Source organism: Pseudoalteromonas sp. S1650 (assembly GCF_005887195.1).
GTDB lineage: Bacteria > Pseudomonadota > Gammaproteobacteria > Enterobacterales > Alteromonadaceae > Pseudoalteromonas > Pseudoalteromonas simplex.
Window position 1 is genome coordinate 17,544 of record NZ_PNDF01000024.1, and the last position, 16,164, is coordinate 33,707.

At 42.3% G+C, this 16,164-nt stretch carries 29 protein-coding genes; all 29 read left to right on the forward strand.

What is annotated here, in order from left to right:
• Positions 1–10: 10 nt before the first annotated feature.
• The 29 genes from CWB80_RS09415 to CWB80_RS09540 all read left to right on the forward strand — a co-directional run bounded on the left by CWB80_RS09415 (position 11) and on the right by CWB80_RS09540 (position 16,152).
• A complete protein-coding gene (locus CWB80_RS09415; protein WP_138599505.1) occupies positions 11–268 on the forward strand; it encodes a hypothetical protein in 258 nt (85 codons plus the stop codon).
• Between the two features lie 30 nt (positions 269–298).
• Positions 299–568, forward strand: a complete 270-nt coding sequence (locus CWB80_RS09420; RefSeq protein ID WP_062564661.1) for a hypothetical protein — start codon at positions 299–301, stop codon at positions 566–568.
• A gap of 13 nt (positions 569–581) precedes the next feature.
• Entirely contained in the window at positions 582–752 is a 171-nt protein-coding gene (locus CWB80_RS22510) for an RNA-binding protein (RefSeq protein ID WP_156426454.1), read from the forward strand.
• A 21-nt stretch (positions 753–773) separates the two neighbouring features.
• On the forward strand, positions 774–962 hold the full coding sequence (locus tag CWB80_RS09425; RefSeq protein WP_138599506.1) for an MJ0042-type zinc finger domain-containing protein: 189 nt from the start codon (positions 774–776) through the stop codon (positions 960–962).
• A gap of 14 nt (positions 963–976) precedes the next feature.
• Positions 977–1,171 (forward strand): hypothetical protein, encoded by a 195-nt coding sequence (locus CWB80_RS09430; protein WP_138599507.1) that lies wholly within the window; start codon positions 977–979, stop codon positions 1,169–1,171.
• A gap of 13 nt (positions 1,172–1,184) precedes the next feature.
• A complete protein-coding gene (locus tag CWB80_RS09435) occupies positions 1,185–1,379 on the forward strand; it encodes a hypothetical protein (RefSeq protein WP_138593116.1) in 195 nt (64 codons plus the stop codon).
• Positions 1,380–1,391: 12 nt separating this feature from the next.
• Positions 1,392–1,568 carry a hypothetical protein gene (locus CWB80_RS22515; protein ID WP_171041512.1) on the forward strand — a complete coding sequence of 59 codons (177 nt, stop codon included), beginning with the start codon at positions 1,392–1,394 and terminating at the stop codon, positions 1,566–1,568.
• A 17-nt stretch (positions 1,569–1,585) separates the two neighbouring features.
• Entirely contained in the window at positions 1,586–1,846 is a 261-nt protein-coding gene (locus CWB80_RS09440; RefSeq protein WP_138599508.1) for a hypothetical protein, read from the forward strand.
• A 263-nt stretch (positions 1,847–2,109) separates the two neighbouring features.
• On the forward strand, positions 2,110–2,541 hold the full coding sequence (locus tag CWB80_RS09445) for a glycoside hydrolase family protein (protein WP_138599509.1): 432 nt from the start codon (positions 2,110–2,112) through the stop codon (positions 2,539–2,541).
• Positions 2,541–2,771 (forward strand): hypothetical protein, encoded by a 231-nt coding sequence (locus tag CWB80_RS09450; RefSeq protein WP_058584021.1) that lies wholly within the window; start codon positions 2,541–2,543, stop codon positions 2,769–2,771. The genes CWB80_RS09445 and CWB80_RS09450 overlap by 1 nt, the downstream gene beginning before the upstream one ends.
• Positions 2,734–3,267 carry a transglycosylase SLT domain-containing protein gene (locus CWB80_RS09455; protein WP_201024568.1) on the forward strand — a complete coding sequence of 178 codons (534 nt, stop codon included), beginning with the start codon at positions 2,734–2,736 and terminating at the stop codon, positions 3,265–3,267. Before CWB80_RS09450 ends, CWB80_RS09455 begins: the two co-directional genes overlap by 38 nt.
• Entirely contained in the window at positions 3,258–3,701 is a 444-nt protein-coding gene (locus CWB80_RS09460) for a hypothetical protein (protein ID WP_138599510.1), read from the forward strand. Before CWB80_RS09455 ends, CWB80_RS09460 begins: the two co-directional genes overlap by 10 nt.
• The gene (gene lysC, locus CWB80_RS23225; protein WP_502705004.1) at positions 3,628–3,852 is read left to right on the forward strand and encodes an Rz1-like lysis system protein LysC; all 225 of its coding nucleotides are present in this window, start codon (positions 3,628–3,630) and stop codon (positions 3,850–3,852) included. The genes CWB80_RS09460 and lysC overlap by 74 nt, the downstream gene beginning before the upstream one ends.
• Positions 3,830–4,105, forward strand: a complete 276-nt coding sequence (locus CWB80_RS09465) for a hypothetical protein (protein WP_138599511.1) — start codon at positions 3,830–3,832, stop codon at positions 4,103–4,105. The genes lysC and CWB80_RS09465 overlap by 23 nt, the downstream gene beginning before the upstream one ends.
• A 158-nt stretch (positions 4,106–4,263) precedes the next feature.
• Positions 4,264–4,683: an HNH endonuclease gene (locus CWB80_RS09470; protein ID WP_138599512.1), complete on the forward strand. Its 420-nt coding sequence runs from the start codon at positions 4,264–4,266 to the stop codon at positions 4,681–4,683.
• Between the two features lie 150 nt (positions 4,684–4,833).
• Positions 4,834–5,277, forward strand: a complete 444-nt coding sequence (locus tag CWB80_RS09475; protein ID WP_138599513.1) for a P27 family phage terminase small subunit — start codon at positions 4,834–4,836, stop codon at positions 5,275–5,277.
• Positions 5,278–5,280: 3 nt separating this feature from the next.
• Positions 5,281–6,996, forward strand: coding sequence for a terminase large subunit (locus CWB80_RS09480; protein WP_138599514.1), 1,716 nt, complete (start codon positions 5,281–5,283; stop codon positions 6,994–6,996).
• On the forward strand, positions 6,990–7,241 hold the full coding sequence (locus CWB80_RS09485; RefSeq protein WP_138599515.1) for a hypothetical protein: 252 nt from the start codon (positions 6,990–6,992) through the stop codon (positions 7,239–7,241). The genes CWB80_RS09480 and CWB80_RS09485 overlap by 7 nt, the downstream gene beginning before the upstream one ends.
• Complete coding sequence (locus CWB80_RS09490) at positions 7,241–8,503, forward strand: phage portal protein (RefSeq protein WP_138599516.1); 1,263 nt, start codon at positions 7,241–7,243, stop codon at positions 8,501–8,503. The genes CWB80_RS09485 and CWB80_RS09490 overlap by 1 nt, the downstream gene beginning before the upstream one ends.
• Positions 8,491–9,423, forward strand: coding sequence for a S49 family peptidase (locus CWB80_RS09495; protein ID WP_138599517.1), 933 nt, complete (start codon positions 8,491–8,493; stop codon positions 9,421–9,423). Before CWB80_RS09490 ends, CWB80_RS09495 begins: the two co-directional genes overlap by 13 nt.
• Positions 9,424–9,500: 77 nt before the next feature.
• The gene (locus CWB80_RS09500) at positions 9,501–10,787 is read left to right on the forward strand and encodes a phage major capsid protein (protein WP_138599518.1); all 1,287 of its coding nucleotides are present in this window, start codon (positions 9,501–9,503) and stop codon (positions 10,785–10,787) included.
• Positions 10,788–10,853: 66 nt separating this feature from the next.
• Entirely contained in the window at positions 10,854–11,300 is a 447-nt protein-coding gene (locus CWB80_RS09505) for a hypothetical protein (protein ID WP_138599519.1), read from the forward strand.
• Between the two features lie 69 nt (positions 11,301–11,369).
• On the forward strand, positions 11,370–11,714 hold the full coding sequence (locus CWB80_RS09510) for a head-tail connector protein (RefSeq protein ID WP_138599520.1): 345 nt from the start codon (positions 11,370–11,372) through the stop codon (positions 11,712–11,714).
• Between the two features lie 2 nt (positions 11,715–11,716).
• Complete coding sequence (locus CWB80_RS09515) at positions 11,717–12,046, forward strand: hypothetical protein (protein ID WP_138599521.1); 330 nt, start codon at positions 11,717–11,719, stop codon at positions 12,044–12,046.
• Complete coding sequence (locus tag CWB80_RS09520; RefSeq protein ID WP_138599522.1) at positions 12,043–12,552, forward strand: HK97 gp10 family phage protein; 510 nt, start codon at positions 12,043–12,045, stop codon at positions 12,550–12,552. Before CWB80_RS09515 ends, CWB80_RS09520 begins: the two co-directional genes overlap by 4 nt.
• Positions 12,549–12,917 (forward strand): hypothetical protein, encoded by a 369-nt coding sequence (locus CWB80_RS09525; protein WP_138599523.1) that lies wholly within the window; start codon positions 12,549–12,551, stop codon positions 12,915–12,917. The genes CWB80_RS09520 and CWB80_RS09525 overlap by 4 nt, the downstream gene beginning before the upstream one ends.
• The gene (locus CWB80_RS09530) at positions 12,914–13,348 is read left to right on the forward strand and encodes a hypothetical protein (RefSeq protein ID WP_138599524.1); all 435 of its coding nucleotides are present in this window, start codon (positions 12,914–12,916) and stop codon (positions 13,346–13,348) included. The genes CWB80_RS09525 and CWB80_RS09530 overlap by 4 nt, the downstream gene beginning before the upstream one ends.
• A complete protein-coding gene (locus CWB80_RS09535; RefSeq protein ID WP_138599525.1) occupies positions 13,335–13,688 on the forward strand; it encodes a hypothetical protein in 354 nt (117 codons plus the stop codon). Before CWB80_RS09530 ends, CWB80_RS09535 begins: the two co-directional genes overlap by 14 nt.
• A gap of 208 nt (positions 13,689–13,896) precedes the next feature.
• Complete coding sequence (locus CWB80_RS09540) at positions 13,897–16,152, forward strand: hypothetical protein (RefSeq protein ID WP_138599526.1); 2,256 nt, start codon at positions 13,897–13,899, stop codon at positions 16,150–16,152.
• Positions 16,153–16,164 lie beyond the last annotated feature (12 nt).

Below are 16,164 nucleotides of genomic sequence, written 5' to 3' on the forward strand. Positions count from 1 at the left end.
TGAGGTGGTTATGTGTAGAGCTATTAGGGTACCAAGAAAAGGCGACTTGCTTATTATCCAAACCAAAAAAAGCGGTAAATTAAAAATCGCATGTGAAGTAAAGAGCGTTGTTAATGGTAATGAGGTTGTTTTGCAAAAATCAACAAACAGTTTCTTTAATTGGGATATGTATTTGAATGGCGAAAGCTGGGTTACGAATGTATTAAATATGGGAAAGGTTCAGCTGACAACATCTTTAAACAATAGCAGCCAATTTGCTGAGTATTAATTTTAAATTAGTAATTATCGGAGAATTATTATGACGAGTAACAAAGAGCAAAATGTTAAGTTTGAAATTAAAGATGATCAATTAGTTGTATCAATTGGTATCGAATCATTAAAGCGCTCGATAGAACACGACGCACCAGAAATAATTGTTACTGATAGCGGTCAAGCGGCGGTTGCAATTAAGCGTGTAATTTCTAGTGAAGAACAGGACGGTAGAACACCATTTCATAGCATGATTGCAGAGGCAGCTTATCAAGCTCTTGGCGATGGTGAAGCGGGATTAGATGAAGTCGATTGTTAGGGGGTAGGTGGTTGTGGCGAAAGTTATTTTAGATATTAATTTACCAGAGGGTGTAACTGAACAAGAGTTAGCGCACTTCCTTAACTATAAGCTTTTAGGCCATGGTGGCACTGATGAAGTGCTGTCTAAATTCAAATATGAAGAAATCGACGTTAATTACTTCGATATAGAGATTAACGACTAACCTTAGAATGCAGGTGTTAAAATGTACGTAGATATGACGGGTAACTTGGTTGTGGCTATGCCTGATATTGATGGTAAATGCCCTGAATGTGAAACTTCATTCAATGTCGATGGTGTTGATTTTGAAAAGGTCTTTAATGAGCCTTTAGCTTCGGCAGAAGTAAAATGCGAAAGATGCGGCAATGATTTTTATGTTCATGTAGAAAACTAAATGGAATACAGGCTATGACAGAGCAGTTACCTCGATTTGAACGAATAAGTGACGGTTCAGTGGCGCTTGTTGTTAGTCATCAAGATGAATTTGGGAATGATTGCACCTTTAGGTATTTTATTTCTGAAAAAACAGCAAAACGCTTACTCGGTGAACTAGTAAAACTTGAACCAAAGCGCCAAGCATCAAACAAGCAACCATTGGAATAACAGCGAGGGATTTATGGCTAGTCACTTTATAAAAATTGATATTGCAACTCCACCTAGCGGAGCAACGCATTTTAATCCGCGTATGTCGCTACCATTTGAGAAGCACGAAAACGGCAAAGTTTTTGTGTGGGATGGTCAGTCTTGGGGGGATTTTTCAGGCTTAAAAAAAGGTCGTTCAGGTAGTCATAAAATCAGAACTGAAAACTAAATTGGAAAACAAATGAACGCTTCTCAAGCAGCTTGGCAACGTGGCAAGTCGGATTATAAGTTAGGTATCTCTTATTTAGATAATCCTTACAAAGATCTTGATGCAGACTTAGCTGATGATTGGTTAGAGGGTTGGCAAATGGCGTCATATAAAGAGCGTCAAAAGTCGACCTCAAAACAGATTAATTAATATATTGGAATGAATCAATGAATGTGTTTAAGAAAATGCTTTTAGCGTTCGCTTATCCTCTATATTTTTTTATAGTTGGTACCAAGCAAAAAATAATAGATTACGAAAATGAACGGTTGGCTTGTGCTGGCGCTAACAAAATAGCAATTGATTTTAAACTGAGTAATCAAAACCATTTAACAGGAACGTATGATAGAACCTGGCTCTACATCAAAGGCAATCCAAGAGCCGCAAGTAAGCGCTTTATAAGCTTTGTAGATTTTATTAATAAATATTAGCTAAACGCAGGAGTACTAATTAAGCTCGTAAGATAAAAGCCATTTGGTTTGTCAGTAAAAACGCAAAAGCGTGGTTTTTTTATATAAATCCACAAAATGTGGTTTACAGCTTTGGCATAAAAATGTATTGTTCTTGCCAAGGTGGTAAAGCTGTATACAAAGCCTCCTAGATAATAACTGAAAGATACCCGATACATGCACGTTACTTGCTAAGCCCAACCCTAACCGGTTGGGCTTTTTTTGTGCCTGAACGTAGGCCCGCCATGATGAATTTAATTGAACAATTAAAACGCCACGCGGGTTTTTATGAGTGCGTGTGGCATTCAAACTCAAAGTGTTTCATTGGTTATGGCCACGACTTAAATGCAGAGCCATTACCTGACTATTTGCACCGCGATTTTGACAATAACCCAATCACCGAAGATGAAGCCGAGCAGCTGCTTGCATCCGACTTAATGAATTTACGCGATCTGGTATATCAGTGTTTAGACCTCAATCAATTTAATTATGTGCGCCAACAAACAATTTTAAGTATTGCTTATTGGCTTACGTTCCCGCGCTTTTGTCGTGAAGAAAAGTTAATTACCGCGTTCAAACAAAACAATTTTGAAGCAGCAGCGTCAATTGTTCTTACATTCAAACCTGAATTTAGAGCAGAAGAATTAGCTAAACAAATTTTAACAGGTGAATACTAATGAGTTTTGCAACAACGTTTATAAGCGGCGCAGGTTACAACCTTTTATTAGCTTTAATTGCTTTTGTTTTATTCCATGTTGCAGTTAGGTTTATCAATAACCGCAACGGTTACACGCTTGATAAGTTAATTCAGGATTGCCGCAATGATAAAAACTATATGGCTTTATCTGTGCTGTTTGGTATGTACGCTATTGCCGCTGCACTCTTATTCGGCTCAGTTATCTCTTGATTGTCGTTTTGATAAAGAGATAGAAAGCGCTGTTAAACGTTTTAGCCCTGGTCGTGATCCTGACCTTTTAAAAGCCCAGTTGTGGCAAGAATCTCGTTTCCGTGTAGATGCAGTAAGCCCCGTGGGCGCACAGGGAGTGGCCCAATTTATGCCCGCTACTTGGCAAGAGCAAACCGCTAAATTAGGGATAGCCGGTTCGCCGTTTAATGCTGAGTTGTCGATATTAGTTGCAGCACGTTATATGCAGCAACAGTATTCTTTCTGGTCATCCCCGAGGCCAGAATATGACAGAGAAAACCTAGCGCTTTGTAATTATAACGCTGGCGCAGGTAACTGTTTAAAGGCGCAAAAGCTTAGTGGTGGTGAAACTCTCTACCCTCACATCATTCAGTATTTACCACAAGTCACTGGCCATCATTCGCGCGAAACGATTGAGTACGTGCAGCACATAAGACGGTACCAGTTACAAATAAAAGCGAGGTTCGCATGTTTCTAAATAAATCATCACTCATGATTGCAGTAGCGCTGGCCGCAACAGCTGGCGCAGTTGTTATGGTCAATAAGTACGACACTGCAGTTGATACAATCGAAAATCTAACAGGCGCCAACGAACGTTTGCTAAAACAAGTAAGTGCTTATGAGGCTGAGCTGTATCAAAGCGAGCAAGATAAACGTGCATTGCGCTCTGATCTTAAGCAACAAGAGCAAATGTTTAATGCTTATCTAGCTGATTTTAGTGATGTGAAAGAACAACAAACCGTTGTGCAAACTAAGCTAAAAGAGGTCTTTATTAATGAGCCAGCTAATCAAGATTGGGGTAACACTAAGTTACCTCCTAATATTAAGCGCGTGTTCGATGACGCCACCCGAACCACAGGTGATCACGATAACGAAACAAGTGCCGGTGCTGCCACCGCTGCACCTCCTTAATGACTGCACTGTCAGTCAATCACCAGTTAACACCAACCGCGAACTACTAACTTTCGCAGTTAAAGCCCACAACACTAACGTGCTTTGTAACCTAGACAAAGCCGCACTAAGACAATGGCGAGCCAAGCATGAGAACAGCAAACAACAATGATTCTAAATTTGAAAAGATTGCGCTCTTTGTACTTGGCTCTTTGATTGTTAGCGTTCTTGGTTGGGTTGCTATGACAGTGAACCAAAACCAACTGCAGTACGCTCGTATAGAGGAACGCTTAGCTAATCAGTCAGTGATACTTGAATACCTGCAGAAGAAGTTTAATGACTCTACTGTTTGGCAATCTCGAATGGAAACTGACTTAGCATTAATCAAGCAGCGCCTTAATGCATTGGAGCAAGACAAGAAGTAATTAACACTCCCTTGGTGAACCAACTTAGTAACTTACAGCCCGCCGTCGTGCGTGCGATAGGCTTTAAAGCCACTGACTAACCAAGCACCAAGGGAGTGACCAGTTAAATACTTAATGAGTATTTAAAAAGTATTCATCAAATATTTAAGGTGGTTAAGATGCCAGCAGCTATACCAAAGCGTTGCCGCGTACAAGGTTGCGGTAACAAAACAACACAGCGCCACGGTTACTGTGAGGAACATGCACACCAAGCAAGCTGGGGTAAGTATCAGAAGCAGCAGCTGCGCAAAGGTAAGCGTGTATATCAAACAAAGGAATACAAGCACACGCGCGAGATAGTTAAAACAAAAGCTAGATGTTTGTGCATTAACTGTCTTACTCAGCCAAAACCAATTGTTAAATCTGGTTCTGTCTGTGAGCACATTGTGCCGGTTGCAAAAGGTGGTACCGAAGAGCTATCAAACCTTTCTTGGTTCTGTGAATCGTGTGCAAATTTTAAAACTGGATGGGAAAAGAACAAAACAGTTAAAGCGATACTCGAAAAATACGGGCATACCGCAATAAATCTGAATTCTTAGATGGGTAGGGGGGTCAAAATTGTTCAGCAAAACCCCTATTCTAAGTACCGCCATCCAGTCAAATTTTTATACGCAAATAATAAGAATTGGAATTTGATCAACCTGTGATCATATTGCGATCAATTAATTTACTTTTGTTGCAGGTTCAAAATGACGGTAAGTAGATCACCTGGCGGTGGAAGAATTAAAGGGGGTTTAACGGTTGGTGATACATCAATCACACGAAAACCTAATTGCCCAAAAAACTTGCTTTCAGATCAGAACGCCATTGATGCTTGGCACTCAAATTTAGAAATCATGATGGAAAGGAAGTCCTTTGCTTCTGAGGACGTTCCGCATTTGATTAATTACAGCAATTGCCTTAGCAGCATAATAAAGCTTCAAGGTGAATTAACTAACATTAAAAATTTCACTGATATCTCAGCGTCGGGTAGCTTAAAACTTCACCCGCATGTTACCGCTTTAAACTTAATGATTAATCAATCCGTAAAGCTAGCCAACCAATTGGGCTTAACGCCTATGGCGCGAGCTCGAATGCTTGGCGGTGGGAATGGCGATAAAGAAGACGACGAGGACGATTTCACCGAGTACTAAAATATGGCCACTTTCCCTAACGTTAATGCGGCAAACAAATACGCCCGTGACGTTGTGGCGGGAAAAATTCCTAATTGCCGTGAAGTAATACTTGCTTGCCAGCGTCATCTGGACGAGCTCGCAAAAGAAAAAGACCCTAACTTTCAATTTCGGTTTGACAAAGCAAAGGCAGAACGAATTTGCTCATTCATTCAGAAAATGCCTCACACCAAAGGCAAGTGGGCTAGTAAAAAACTCAAATTATCACTTGAGCCATGGCAGTTGTTTTTCTTTGCTGTGTCATTTGGTTGGGTGGTAAAAAAAACGGGTAAGCGTCGTTTTCGCGAGGTGATGCTTAAAGTACCTCGTAAAAATGGCAAATCTATTATTGCTGCAGGTGTGGGTATTTATGGTATTTGCGCCGATGAAGAATTTGGTAGTGAAGTCTATTGTGGTGCAACAAACGAAAAGCAAGCTTGGGAGGTATTCAAGCCAGCTAAGCTAATGGTTGAAAAATTACCAAAGCTGCAAAAACGATTTGGCTTGAAAGTTCATGCTAAAAAATTAACCCGCAGGGATGGTTCTGTATTCGAGCCGGTGATCGGTCAACCTGGCGATGGTAGTTCACCGCACATTGCAATCGTGGATGAATACCACGAACACAACACAAGTGAGCAGTACGATACATTCGATACTGGTATGGGTTCGCGTGAACAGCCAATGACATTGGTTATCACCACAGCCGGTACTAACTTAATGAGTCCGTGTTTCGATTTAGAGTTGCGAGTTAAAGCAATGCTAAACGGTACGCAAGACGATCACTTGTTTGGTTTGCTGTATGGAATCGACGAGGACGATGATTGGACTGACCCAGCAATTTTAAAAAAAGCTAACCCTAATTACGGCATTAGCGTTAAGGACGATTACTTATTGGCCCAGCAACAAAAAGCAATAAACAGCCCCAACTTTACCAACACCTTTAAAACGAAGCATTTAAACATGTGGGCCAGTGCTAAATCGGCCTATTTCAACATGGAAAAATACAAAGAATGTGAAGATAAAGATCTTAGTATTGATTTTTTCCGTGGGGTTGATTGTGTTCAAGCGCTCGACTTAGCTCGCAAGCTTGATATGAACTCAAAGGCACGTCTGTTTTGGAAAGAAATTAAAGGTAAAACACATTGGTATTGTATTGCGCCACAATTCTGGGTGCCGTATGAGCAGGTTTTTAACAACGAAAATAAACAGCTTGAAGAAATATTCCAGCGCTATTTAACTCAAGGTTATTTAAGCGTAACAGATGGTGCCGAAATAGATTATCGGCAAATTAAAGACGATGTGATTGCAAGTCATTTAGAAACCCCGTGCATATCAGTACCAATTGACCCACACGGTGCAACCAACTTAAGCCATCATCTCGCCGATGAAGGTTTAGAGGTTGTGACAGTCACACAGAATTTCACAAACCTTTCAGACCCAATGAAAGAACTGGAAGCGGCGATTAACTCAGGTCGTTTTCACCACGACGGCAACCCAATCATGGCTTGGCATATATCAAATGTTATAGGCAAGCATTACCAAGGCAATGATGATGTGGTTAGGCCCGTTAAACAAAAAGCGATTAATAAAATAGATGGCGCCGTAGCACTCATCATGGCTATTGGTGAGGCCATGCTACAAATCAAATCACCAGACTCTAAAAAAGAATCAATCTACAAGGGCGGTAAAGTCGGATGCTAAACATTAAAAGAAAAGCGCAATTTTTCATTGCTGCAATAGCAAAAATCACCGCATTTTTATTATCACTATTTATTAGTACATACAGCATGTTAGTTGGTTTGGTTGGTGTTGCATCTATTACTTATGGTGTGTCGTTAATATCAGTTCCTGGTGCATACATTGCGTGCGGAGTGCTGCTTATTATTCATAGTTGGTTTGCTGCCAAAGCAATCGCCAGCGCTAAAGCGCAAAGAGGTAACAAGTAATGTTTTTACCTGGCATGTTTAGTGTCTCATCCTTAAAAAAGGCGTTTAACGATAGTTTTGGCTGGGGCGGTTCTTCTTCTTTTAGTGGTGTTTATGTTGATCGCAAAACTGCTATGGGCAATAGCGCCCTAAATCGCGCGATAACATTACTTGCAACAAGTGTTGCACAGTTGCCATGTGAATTGTTTAAACGAAATCACGAAGATGGCACCAGAAAGAAAGCAACCGATCATCCTTTATTTTCAGTATTAAAGTACCAACCAAACAAGAAAGACACATCATTTGAGTATTTCGAGTCAGGGATGGGATTTTTATCTCTAGATGGTAATCATTATGCCCTAATCGAGCGTGATGAGCAGATGCGAGTTACAGAGCTTATATGGGTTCACCCAGATAATGTACAAGTTCTAGAAGGTGGTGACGGACTCCCGTATTACAGACTGCTAACCGAAAACAAAGTTGTTGGTATGGACTTAATGCACCATGTAAAAGCATTTAGTTTTAATGGTTTTACTGGTGTTTCCCCAATTCATACTGCATCGGATGCAATAGGCTTAGCTCTTGCTACAGAGCAACATGCAAGCGCGGTGTTTTCTCAAGGCACCACACTTTCAGGTGTAATTGAGCGTCCAAAAGATGCTGAATCACTCACCACCCAAGCTGACATTGATCATGTTGTAGATTCATTTACTGCGCGACACTCAGGTGGTGTAAGAAAGGCATTTAAAGTCGCCATGCTGCAAGAAGGTATGACGTACAGACAAATGGCAATGACCAATAACGATGCGCAAATGGTAGAAGCCAGAAGAATGGGGGTGCTTGATATAGCCCGTTTGTTTGGCATTCCCCCATCAATGCTCGGCGAGTCGGCAGGTGAATCATATAAATCAGTAGAGCAAACGACTTTAAACTTTTTGGTCTTTGCATTAATGCCATGGCTTAAGCGCTGGGAAAGCGCAATGCATCGCGACTTGCTCTTACCTGAAGAACGAAAAGATTATTTTATCGAGTTTAATTTCAGTTCATTAGTACGTGGTGATTTTAAAACTCGTTATGAGTCTTACGCGATTGGCCGTCAATGGGGGTTCTTATCAGCGAACGACATTCGCCGTTTTGAAAATTTACCGCCCATACCTGGCGGTGATGAATATCTAACTCCCCTAAACATGCTTGATGCAAAAGATAAAGCAAATGCTGAAAGAATGAGCCAAACAACAGAGCAACAACGCCAAGAAATAGAGAGTATTTTATGCCGCAACTAAATTATCCGCATATTGCCGAAATGGTATTTAACACCCCGTTATTAGCTAAAGGGGAGCTAGTCGAAAACGTTGCGCAATACGTTGCAGCTCGAATTGCTGGTACTGAGAAATCAGCACATAACTCAGAGCAAGAGCTAAGCGCTAAAAGCATGGGAGTAATCCCGCTAGGTGATCCAGAGAAAGATGGCTCAATGGCTGTTATTGCTGTGCATGGCATTTTGGTGCCTCGTCGTGGAACTATGACAGCTGAATGTTCTGAAATTATGAGTTTCGAGCTACTACGAAACCAAATATCAAAAGCAATGAACGACAGTCAGATTAAAGAAATTGTACTTGATATTCAAAGTGGTGGCGGAACAGCTCAAGCCGCCTTTGAATGTGCCGCATATATTCATGAAGCACAAAAGCAAAAGCCGATTCGAGCGGTGATCAATTTCAATGCTTATTCAGCTGCCTATTTGATTGCTTCAGCCTGTACCGAAATCATCATTAGTGAAACAGGCGGCGTTGGTTCAATTGGTGTATATCAAAAGCGCTTAGATATTTCGGCTTATTACAAAGATATGGGTGTCATCATGCACACATTCTATCGAGGTGCAAAAAAAGTCTTTATGCATCCTGATCTTGAAATGTCAGATGAAGAAAAAGAACACATTGAATCAGGCATTGAAAAGACCTATCAGCAATTTGTAAATGCAGTTTCTAAGTATCGGAATATGTCTGTTGATGAAGTACAAGCAACAGAGGCCGACTGCTTCAATGGCCAAGAGGCTATCGATTTAAAATTGGCCGACACATTATCAAGTGATCCTCATGCTGCAGTAAACGCAATTGCAAAGCGTTTAATTCAATCATCACCCAAAAAGATGGAAACAATTGGTGTTCAAGCTGCAGCTATGGACTATCACCACATAAATTAATCGCACTGCCTTGATGGCAGGGTTCAAACCAAGGTCGCTTTTGCGGCCTTTTTTTATGTAAAAAGAAAGGTAAAACTATGACTATTGTACAAATCAAGGCTGCGATGAATGAAAAAACCGCAGCAATTAAGGCGTTAGCAGCTAAAGAAGAAACCGAAGGTTCGCTTTGCGCTGAAGACATCGAGCAGTTTAAACAACTGCAGGCTGATCATGCCAATTTAGCTGAAAAGCTAAACCGTGCAGAAACCGCTCAAAGCTTGGCGGTTCAGGAATCAAACCCAGTAACCAGCACTGGCATTCCAGGTAACACGCCAGCAATTCACGTAAAGTCAGCACCAGAAGATTATAAAGGTGCAAAAATAGCGCGTATTGCACTAGCTTTGATGGCATCAGATAACAAGCTAGATGAAGCTATGAAGTTTGCTGCTACAGATATTCGCGATAAAGATGTATCAATGGCGCTAACAACCGCAGCTGATTCTGGCGGTTCACTAGTGCCAGAAGCATACTCACGTGACTTTATTGAGCTATTACGCCCACAGCTTGTAGTGGCGAAAATGGGCGCGCGCGTAACGAGTTTGCCACGAGGTAAATTAACATTATCAAGACAATCTGGTGGCGCAACTTCACAGTTCCGTGGTGAAGGTCAGCCTGTAAATGCAAGCAGCCCTAAAACTGAACCTGTAAAAATGAGCGCAAAGTCTCAAATGACTATCGTTCCTATGAGTAAAGAACTCAAAGGCCGCGCTGATTTTGATGCAGAGCAAATGGTTCTAGACGATATGCTAGCAGCGCATGCTGATTGTCAAGATAAGGCGTTCTTGCGTGGTGACGGTACAGGTGAAATGCCAAAAGGCCTTTTAACTCTAGCAACAGATGCTGGTCGTGTAACACCTTTCGTTGGCGATGTTGAGCTCGCTGTAATCGATGCGTTCTTAGATGGCCTGATTTTAGCTCATAAAAACAGTAACTCTAAAATGCGTAAATGTGGCTGGATCTTGTCACCACGTACTTGGATGAAGCTATATGGTTTACGTGATGCAAACGGCAATAAAGTCTATCCAGAAATGGAAAAAGGCCAGCTGAAACGCTATCCAGTTGCAGATACGACAAACGTACCTGACAACCTTGGTGTGGGTGGTGACTTCTCTGAAATTTACTTCACAGCCTTTGATGATGTTGTTATCGGCTACGACCCTGCGTTCTCAATTAGCACCAGTGAGCATGCAAGTTATTTTGATGCCGATGGCAATGTGCAGCATGCATATGCCAATGATGAAATTGTTGTGAAACTTGTAGGCGCAAGTGACATTATCTGTCGCCACCCTGAAGGTATCGCGATGGGTTCTAACGTTCCTTTCTAAACAAACACCATCCCCGTAAATTTTATATAAGCCCAGCTGATATTCGGTTGGGCTTAGGAGAAAAGCATGTCTAACGCAAAAATTATGTCGACGCTTGCAGCAGTGCTTCCTAGTGCTCTGGCAAGTTTTACACCTACTGTTGATTTGTCGAACGCTGACGAAGAAATTTTACCGTTTGTTATCGCTATCGATCACGGCAACTTTGGAGAGAAACCAAACTGTGATGCTTTAGAGCTAGAAATGTTAGATGAAAATGGTAAGTCAAAAAAAGCTAAACCATCATCAGCGCAGCGCGATGCTGCATGGGAATACTATCAACAGGCAAAAAAAGCCCCTAAAGATAGTGACCAGCCGAAAGTCGAATTCAAAACTAACAAAAACGGCACCGTGGCAGTTGAGTTTTTGTATTCGCACAACGGCTACCGTAAAGGTGAAGTAGCGGGGTTGCTACCGAAAGAAGTTTCTCGCTTACTTGAAACTAAAAACCCACCAATTCAATTGGTAAGCGAATAAATCCAAAACCGTGAGAGTCAAAGCCGACTAGCCCTGATCTTCTAGTCGGCTTTTTTATATGAGAATCCTATGTTAATTGACCTTGCCCGCGCTAAAGACCAACTAGGTATCGATCAAGCTGATAATTTTGAAGATACCCGCATAACCCGCCTTATCAACCAAGCAATTGGTTTAGTGTGTAGCGATATTGGTCGATTAATTTATCAAACTGCAGCTGATGTTCCAGAAGGTACCGAGGCGCCAATCATCCTTGATGAATTGCAAACTTATCAGCTAGCCAACCTAGAAACAGCCTGTTTACTGCAAATTAGCAGCTTAGACAGCAATCGCGAGGTTGAAATTGTCAATAGCATGGCAAAAAACCCCGCTTACACCACGGCAATTAAGCAATTTAAACGTGTATTGATAGGTTAGCCATGAAAAAACGACTCACTGCCAGCGAAAAACGTACTTGGGCAATTCTGTTTTCTACTCAATTAGTTAAAGGCCCACTTGGAAAACAAGAACAAAAAACAAAAGTTGGTCGTGTAAAAGGCAGTTACAGAAAGCATCGCGGCGGTATTGTTAACCACCAAACGCAAGAAGTAAGCACAGCGCAAGTCAGTTTTGCTATCGATTATCGTGCTGCATTCATGAACGTTAACGTTGTCGAGCTAAACGGCCAACAATACGAAGTGAAAGACACGACTAACGTGGGTTTTGAAAATCACACCATTATTTTTGATTTAGAGTTGGCTCAATCATGAAAATAACAAGCGATGTACTCGGTTTAAAAGACCTAGAAAAAGCACTTAAGAAAGTAGAGGGCCAAACAAAAGGCAAAGTACTTCGCTCTGCATTAAGAAAAGCCGCAAAGCCTGTTCATGAAGATATGACCCGTGATGCCAATACTAAGTTTGGCAAAGAAACAGGCCAAATGGCTGAGTCAACAAAAATTAAAACAGCCATCAATAAAAAGGGCGATCACAGCATATTCGACGCAGCTGCTTATGTCGGGGTTTACCACAACAAAAAAGCTCAAGCGGCGGCTGGTTCGTTAATTCCTTCGCCTATTATCGCCTATTGGTTAGAAACTGGTGTGCAACCGCACATCTTAAACCCAGACGGATTAAATAACTTGATGCACCCGGGCATTGTCGGTGTGCCATTTGTGCGCCCAGCCCTAATTAATAATGAATTTCGCGTTGTTAGCATAGTGAAAGTAGAGCTAGCAAAAGGCATTGAGCGAGCTTTAAAAAGGCAATCGACATGATAGAACTGGCCATACCCAGCATTTTAAGCCTTGTTTTAGATAATGTTTATCACATCAAAATATCTGAAATGAACAAAGATGCAGCCTTATGCTGGCGAATTGTAACCGATAAACCAAACGACGTATTAAGCAGGTATGGCCAGCGCGTTGCACGTGTGCAAATTAGCTCAGTATCAAGTGACCCACTGCAAGCGAACTCACTTAGCAAAGAGCTTCGATATTTTCTACGAAATATCCGAGGCGCCTTCAATGGTGTCACGATTAATTCAATATCAGAAAAAGAAACTATCCCCGATTACAGTGGCGATCCTGATGTTCACCGCAAGATAATCGATTTTAATTTTCACTACGGAGAACAACCATGACCCCGATTTTTCCTGACGGTTCAAAACTAATGATCAAGCCTATTGGTGGCGGCGAATTTATTGAAGTTATCGGCTTTGACAGTATCGGTGGCAAATTAAGCGCCGATGGCACCCTTAAAACAGACACCGTATTGTCTGATACAGCAGTTAAATACGCTGCAGGTATTAAGAAGGATGGTGGCGAACGCACCATCATTGCACGACTAGACGAAACAGGTGCAGATCCTGGTCATGCTGAATGTGCATTAGCAGCAACAGACGGCCTTGAACGCGAGTTGCAAATTAAAATAGGCCAATCAGGCAAGCATGTTCCATTTAAAGCAGTATTTGCGGATTGGGGGATCGCTGAGATTGATGAAGAAACAGGCTTGCGCATGCAAGCAAAAATTGGCGTTAACTTTTGGGGGAAAATAACAAATGACGCAGCTTAATAAAAAAAACTTCTTTGCAAAATTAGGCATTCTTCACCGTGAAAAAGTGACACTTGCAGGTCTTGGTGATGTGTATGTAAAAGCGTTAACAGTGAAAGAAGGTGAAGAATTTGAGCGCTTAGCTTACAACACTGATGGTCAGTTTAAAGATGACACATCAGCGAAATCGTTAATGGTCATCATGACTGTTGAAGATAAAGGCGGTAACAAGTTATTCAATTTAGATGATCTGGAACAACTGACAAGCATGCCAGCGGCGCCAATCAACAAGCTGTTTTCCGCTGCAATGAAGCTAAACAGTATCACCGAAAATGATATTGAAGAACTGAAAAAAAACTAGAGTCTGACGGGTGGCGGTGCTTCTTATTTGCTTACGCTGAAAAAATAAGTCGCACCCCGTTTGAACTTGAACGCCAAATAACCCACAAGCAACTTGCTGAATTGTATGCCTTTGAATTGTTGAGAAACAAAGAAAAACCAAAACGCAAACAACTATCAGAAGATGAAACCCTCGCCTACTTAGCTAATTTCATGGGGCCGCAAAGTCAATGAGTACACTCGCCAGTTTAAACGTCATGATCGGTGGCAACAGTGTTGCCCTACGAAAAGAGCTAACCCGCACTAGTAAACGTCTTCAAGAGTTTTCAAAAAACGCCCGCAACAATATTAATAAATATGGTAAAGCGGGCGTTGTTGCAGGGGGTTTAGTTGTGGGCTCTTTGCTTGCTATCTACAAACAGCAAGCAACTGTGATCGACCAAACAGCAAAATATGCTGACAGTATCGGCATTCAAACTAGCGCATTGACTGAATTAAGGCATGCAGCTGGTTTGTCTGGGGTAAGCGTTAAAGACCTCGATAAAAGTGTAGAAAACCTTACACGGCGCGTAGCAGACGCCGCTTTTAAAGGCACAGGCCCATTAAAAGACACCCTCGACGCGCTAAAAATAGATGTAAATGAGCTAAATAAACTCAAACCTGATCAGCAACTAGGCATTTTAGCCGATGCATTATCAGAGGTATCAAGCCAATCAGAGCGAACACGTATCGCTTACGAGTTATTTGGGCGTTCTGGCATTGGCATGCTTAAGCTGCTTGAAGGTGGCAGCGCAGGGTTAAATGCCATGCGCAATGAGGCGCAACAACTTGGCTTAAGCCTAAACCGTATTGATGCCAATAAAATCGAAATGGCCAATGATAATATTGCCCGCGCTGAGTCTGTCTGGGGCAGCTTTAGCCAACACTTGGCAACAGAAGCCGCGCCCGTTATAGGCTCACTAGCCGAATTATTCCTAGAAAACGCCAAGCAAGTTGGCGGCATGGGGAGTTACGCAGCTGACACCGTAGGTGTATTGGTAAAAGGTGCTGGTTTCGTTGGCAATGCCTGGCGTGGCATACAAGTTATTTGGCAGGGTTTAAAAGTCAGTTTTCAGGGCTTAAAGCTACTTACTATTGAGGGGTTAAACCTCATGAGTAAAGCTTACACGGCGTTTGCCGAAGGAGTGGTAAAAACAGTTATTCTACCGCTACAAAAAGCCCTCGATTTAGCCGGTTACTTAAATGATGATGCGGCAACGCTTGCGGCTGATCTGCGAGAGCTAACCACATTTAAACCTATTAGGCTGTTTGATGAAGCGCAAACAAACCAAGCGTATATTGAAGCCCGCGAAGCAACGGCCAAACTGCATGAGCTAATGCTAGAGCCTATCCCCGCGCAAAATATCGATGCATGGTATGCAGAGGTTAAAGCCCGTTTTGATTCACTTGCTCAAACCTATGTAGGCGGTCTTAATTATAACAGTGGCAATACAGGCGGGGGGGATGACACCCCAACTAAAGAGCAAACGAACCCATACGCTGCACAAATTGCTCAAGCACAAGAATATTACGCTGTTCGTCAGTTAATGCGCGAAAACGATTGGACAGAAGAAAAAGCCCAACTGCAGGTGCAGTTAAATGAATACGCAGAAGCCAATGCAGCCCGCAAACTAACAGATGATGAATACCGCTTGCTATCAAAGCAAGCAACAGAACTTTATCAGGCTGAGCAGCTAGAACAACACCAAGGTTTTTTAGCACAACTGCAAGAACAAGTGCAGTTGACCTCTGAAAACTTCGATACGATGTGGGGCAATACGTTTGATCGCTTCACGCAAGGTGTCGGTGAGTCAGTTGCCAATGCAGTTATGACACAGCAAAGCTTTGCTGACTCAATGCGCGATGTAATGCGCGGCGTGCTGCGCTCTACTATCGCCGCATTAGCTGAAATGGGTGCAAAGCGTTTAGCGCTGTGGGCCACAGAAAAGCTATTAAATAAAGCGACTGCGACCAGTGCTGCCACCACAATGACAACCAGCGCACAAGCAATGGCATTAACGGCAGGTCTAAATGCCTTTGCTTCAACTGCAGCTATTCCAATTGTGGGCCCAATTTTAGCACCTGGCGCGATGGCCGCTGCGCTTGCTGTATCGCAACCAATGGCCATGGCTGTGGGTGGTATCTCTGCGGGCATGGTTGGTATGGCGCACAGCGGTATTGATGCGGTACCAACCGAGGGTACGTGGTTGCTCGACAAGGGCGAACGTGTTTATACAAACGAAAGCGTAGATAAACTCGACAGAATGTACGAGATCATTGCAAACAGAAGTGGCAATGATGATCAGGGTAGTGGTGCCCGCGAGGTGCATATTTCCCCTAATTTTTACATTGAAAACAACACCAATGACGCAATGAATGAGTGGCTTGACAACAACATAAACCGCATCGCTCAAAAGCTCCAAGACGTTATCGATATTCCACATTAATAAAAATAAGGC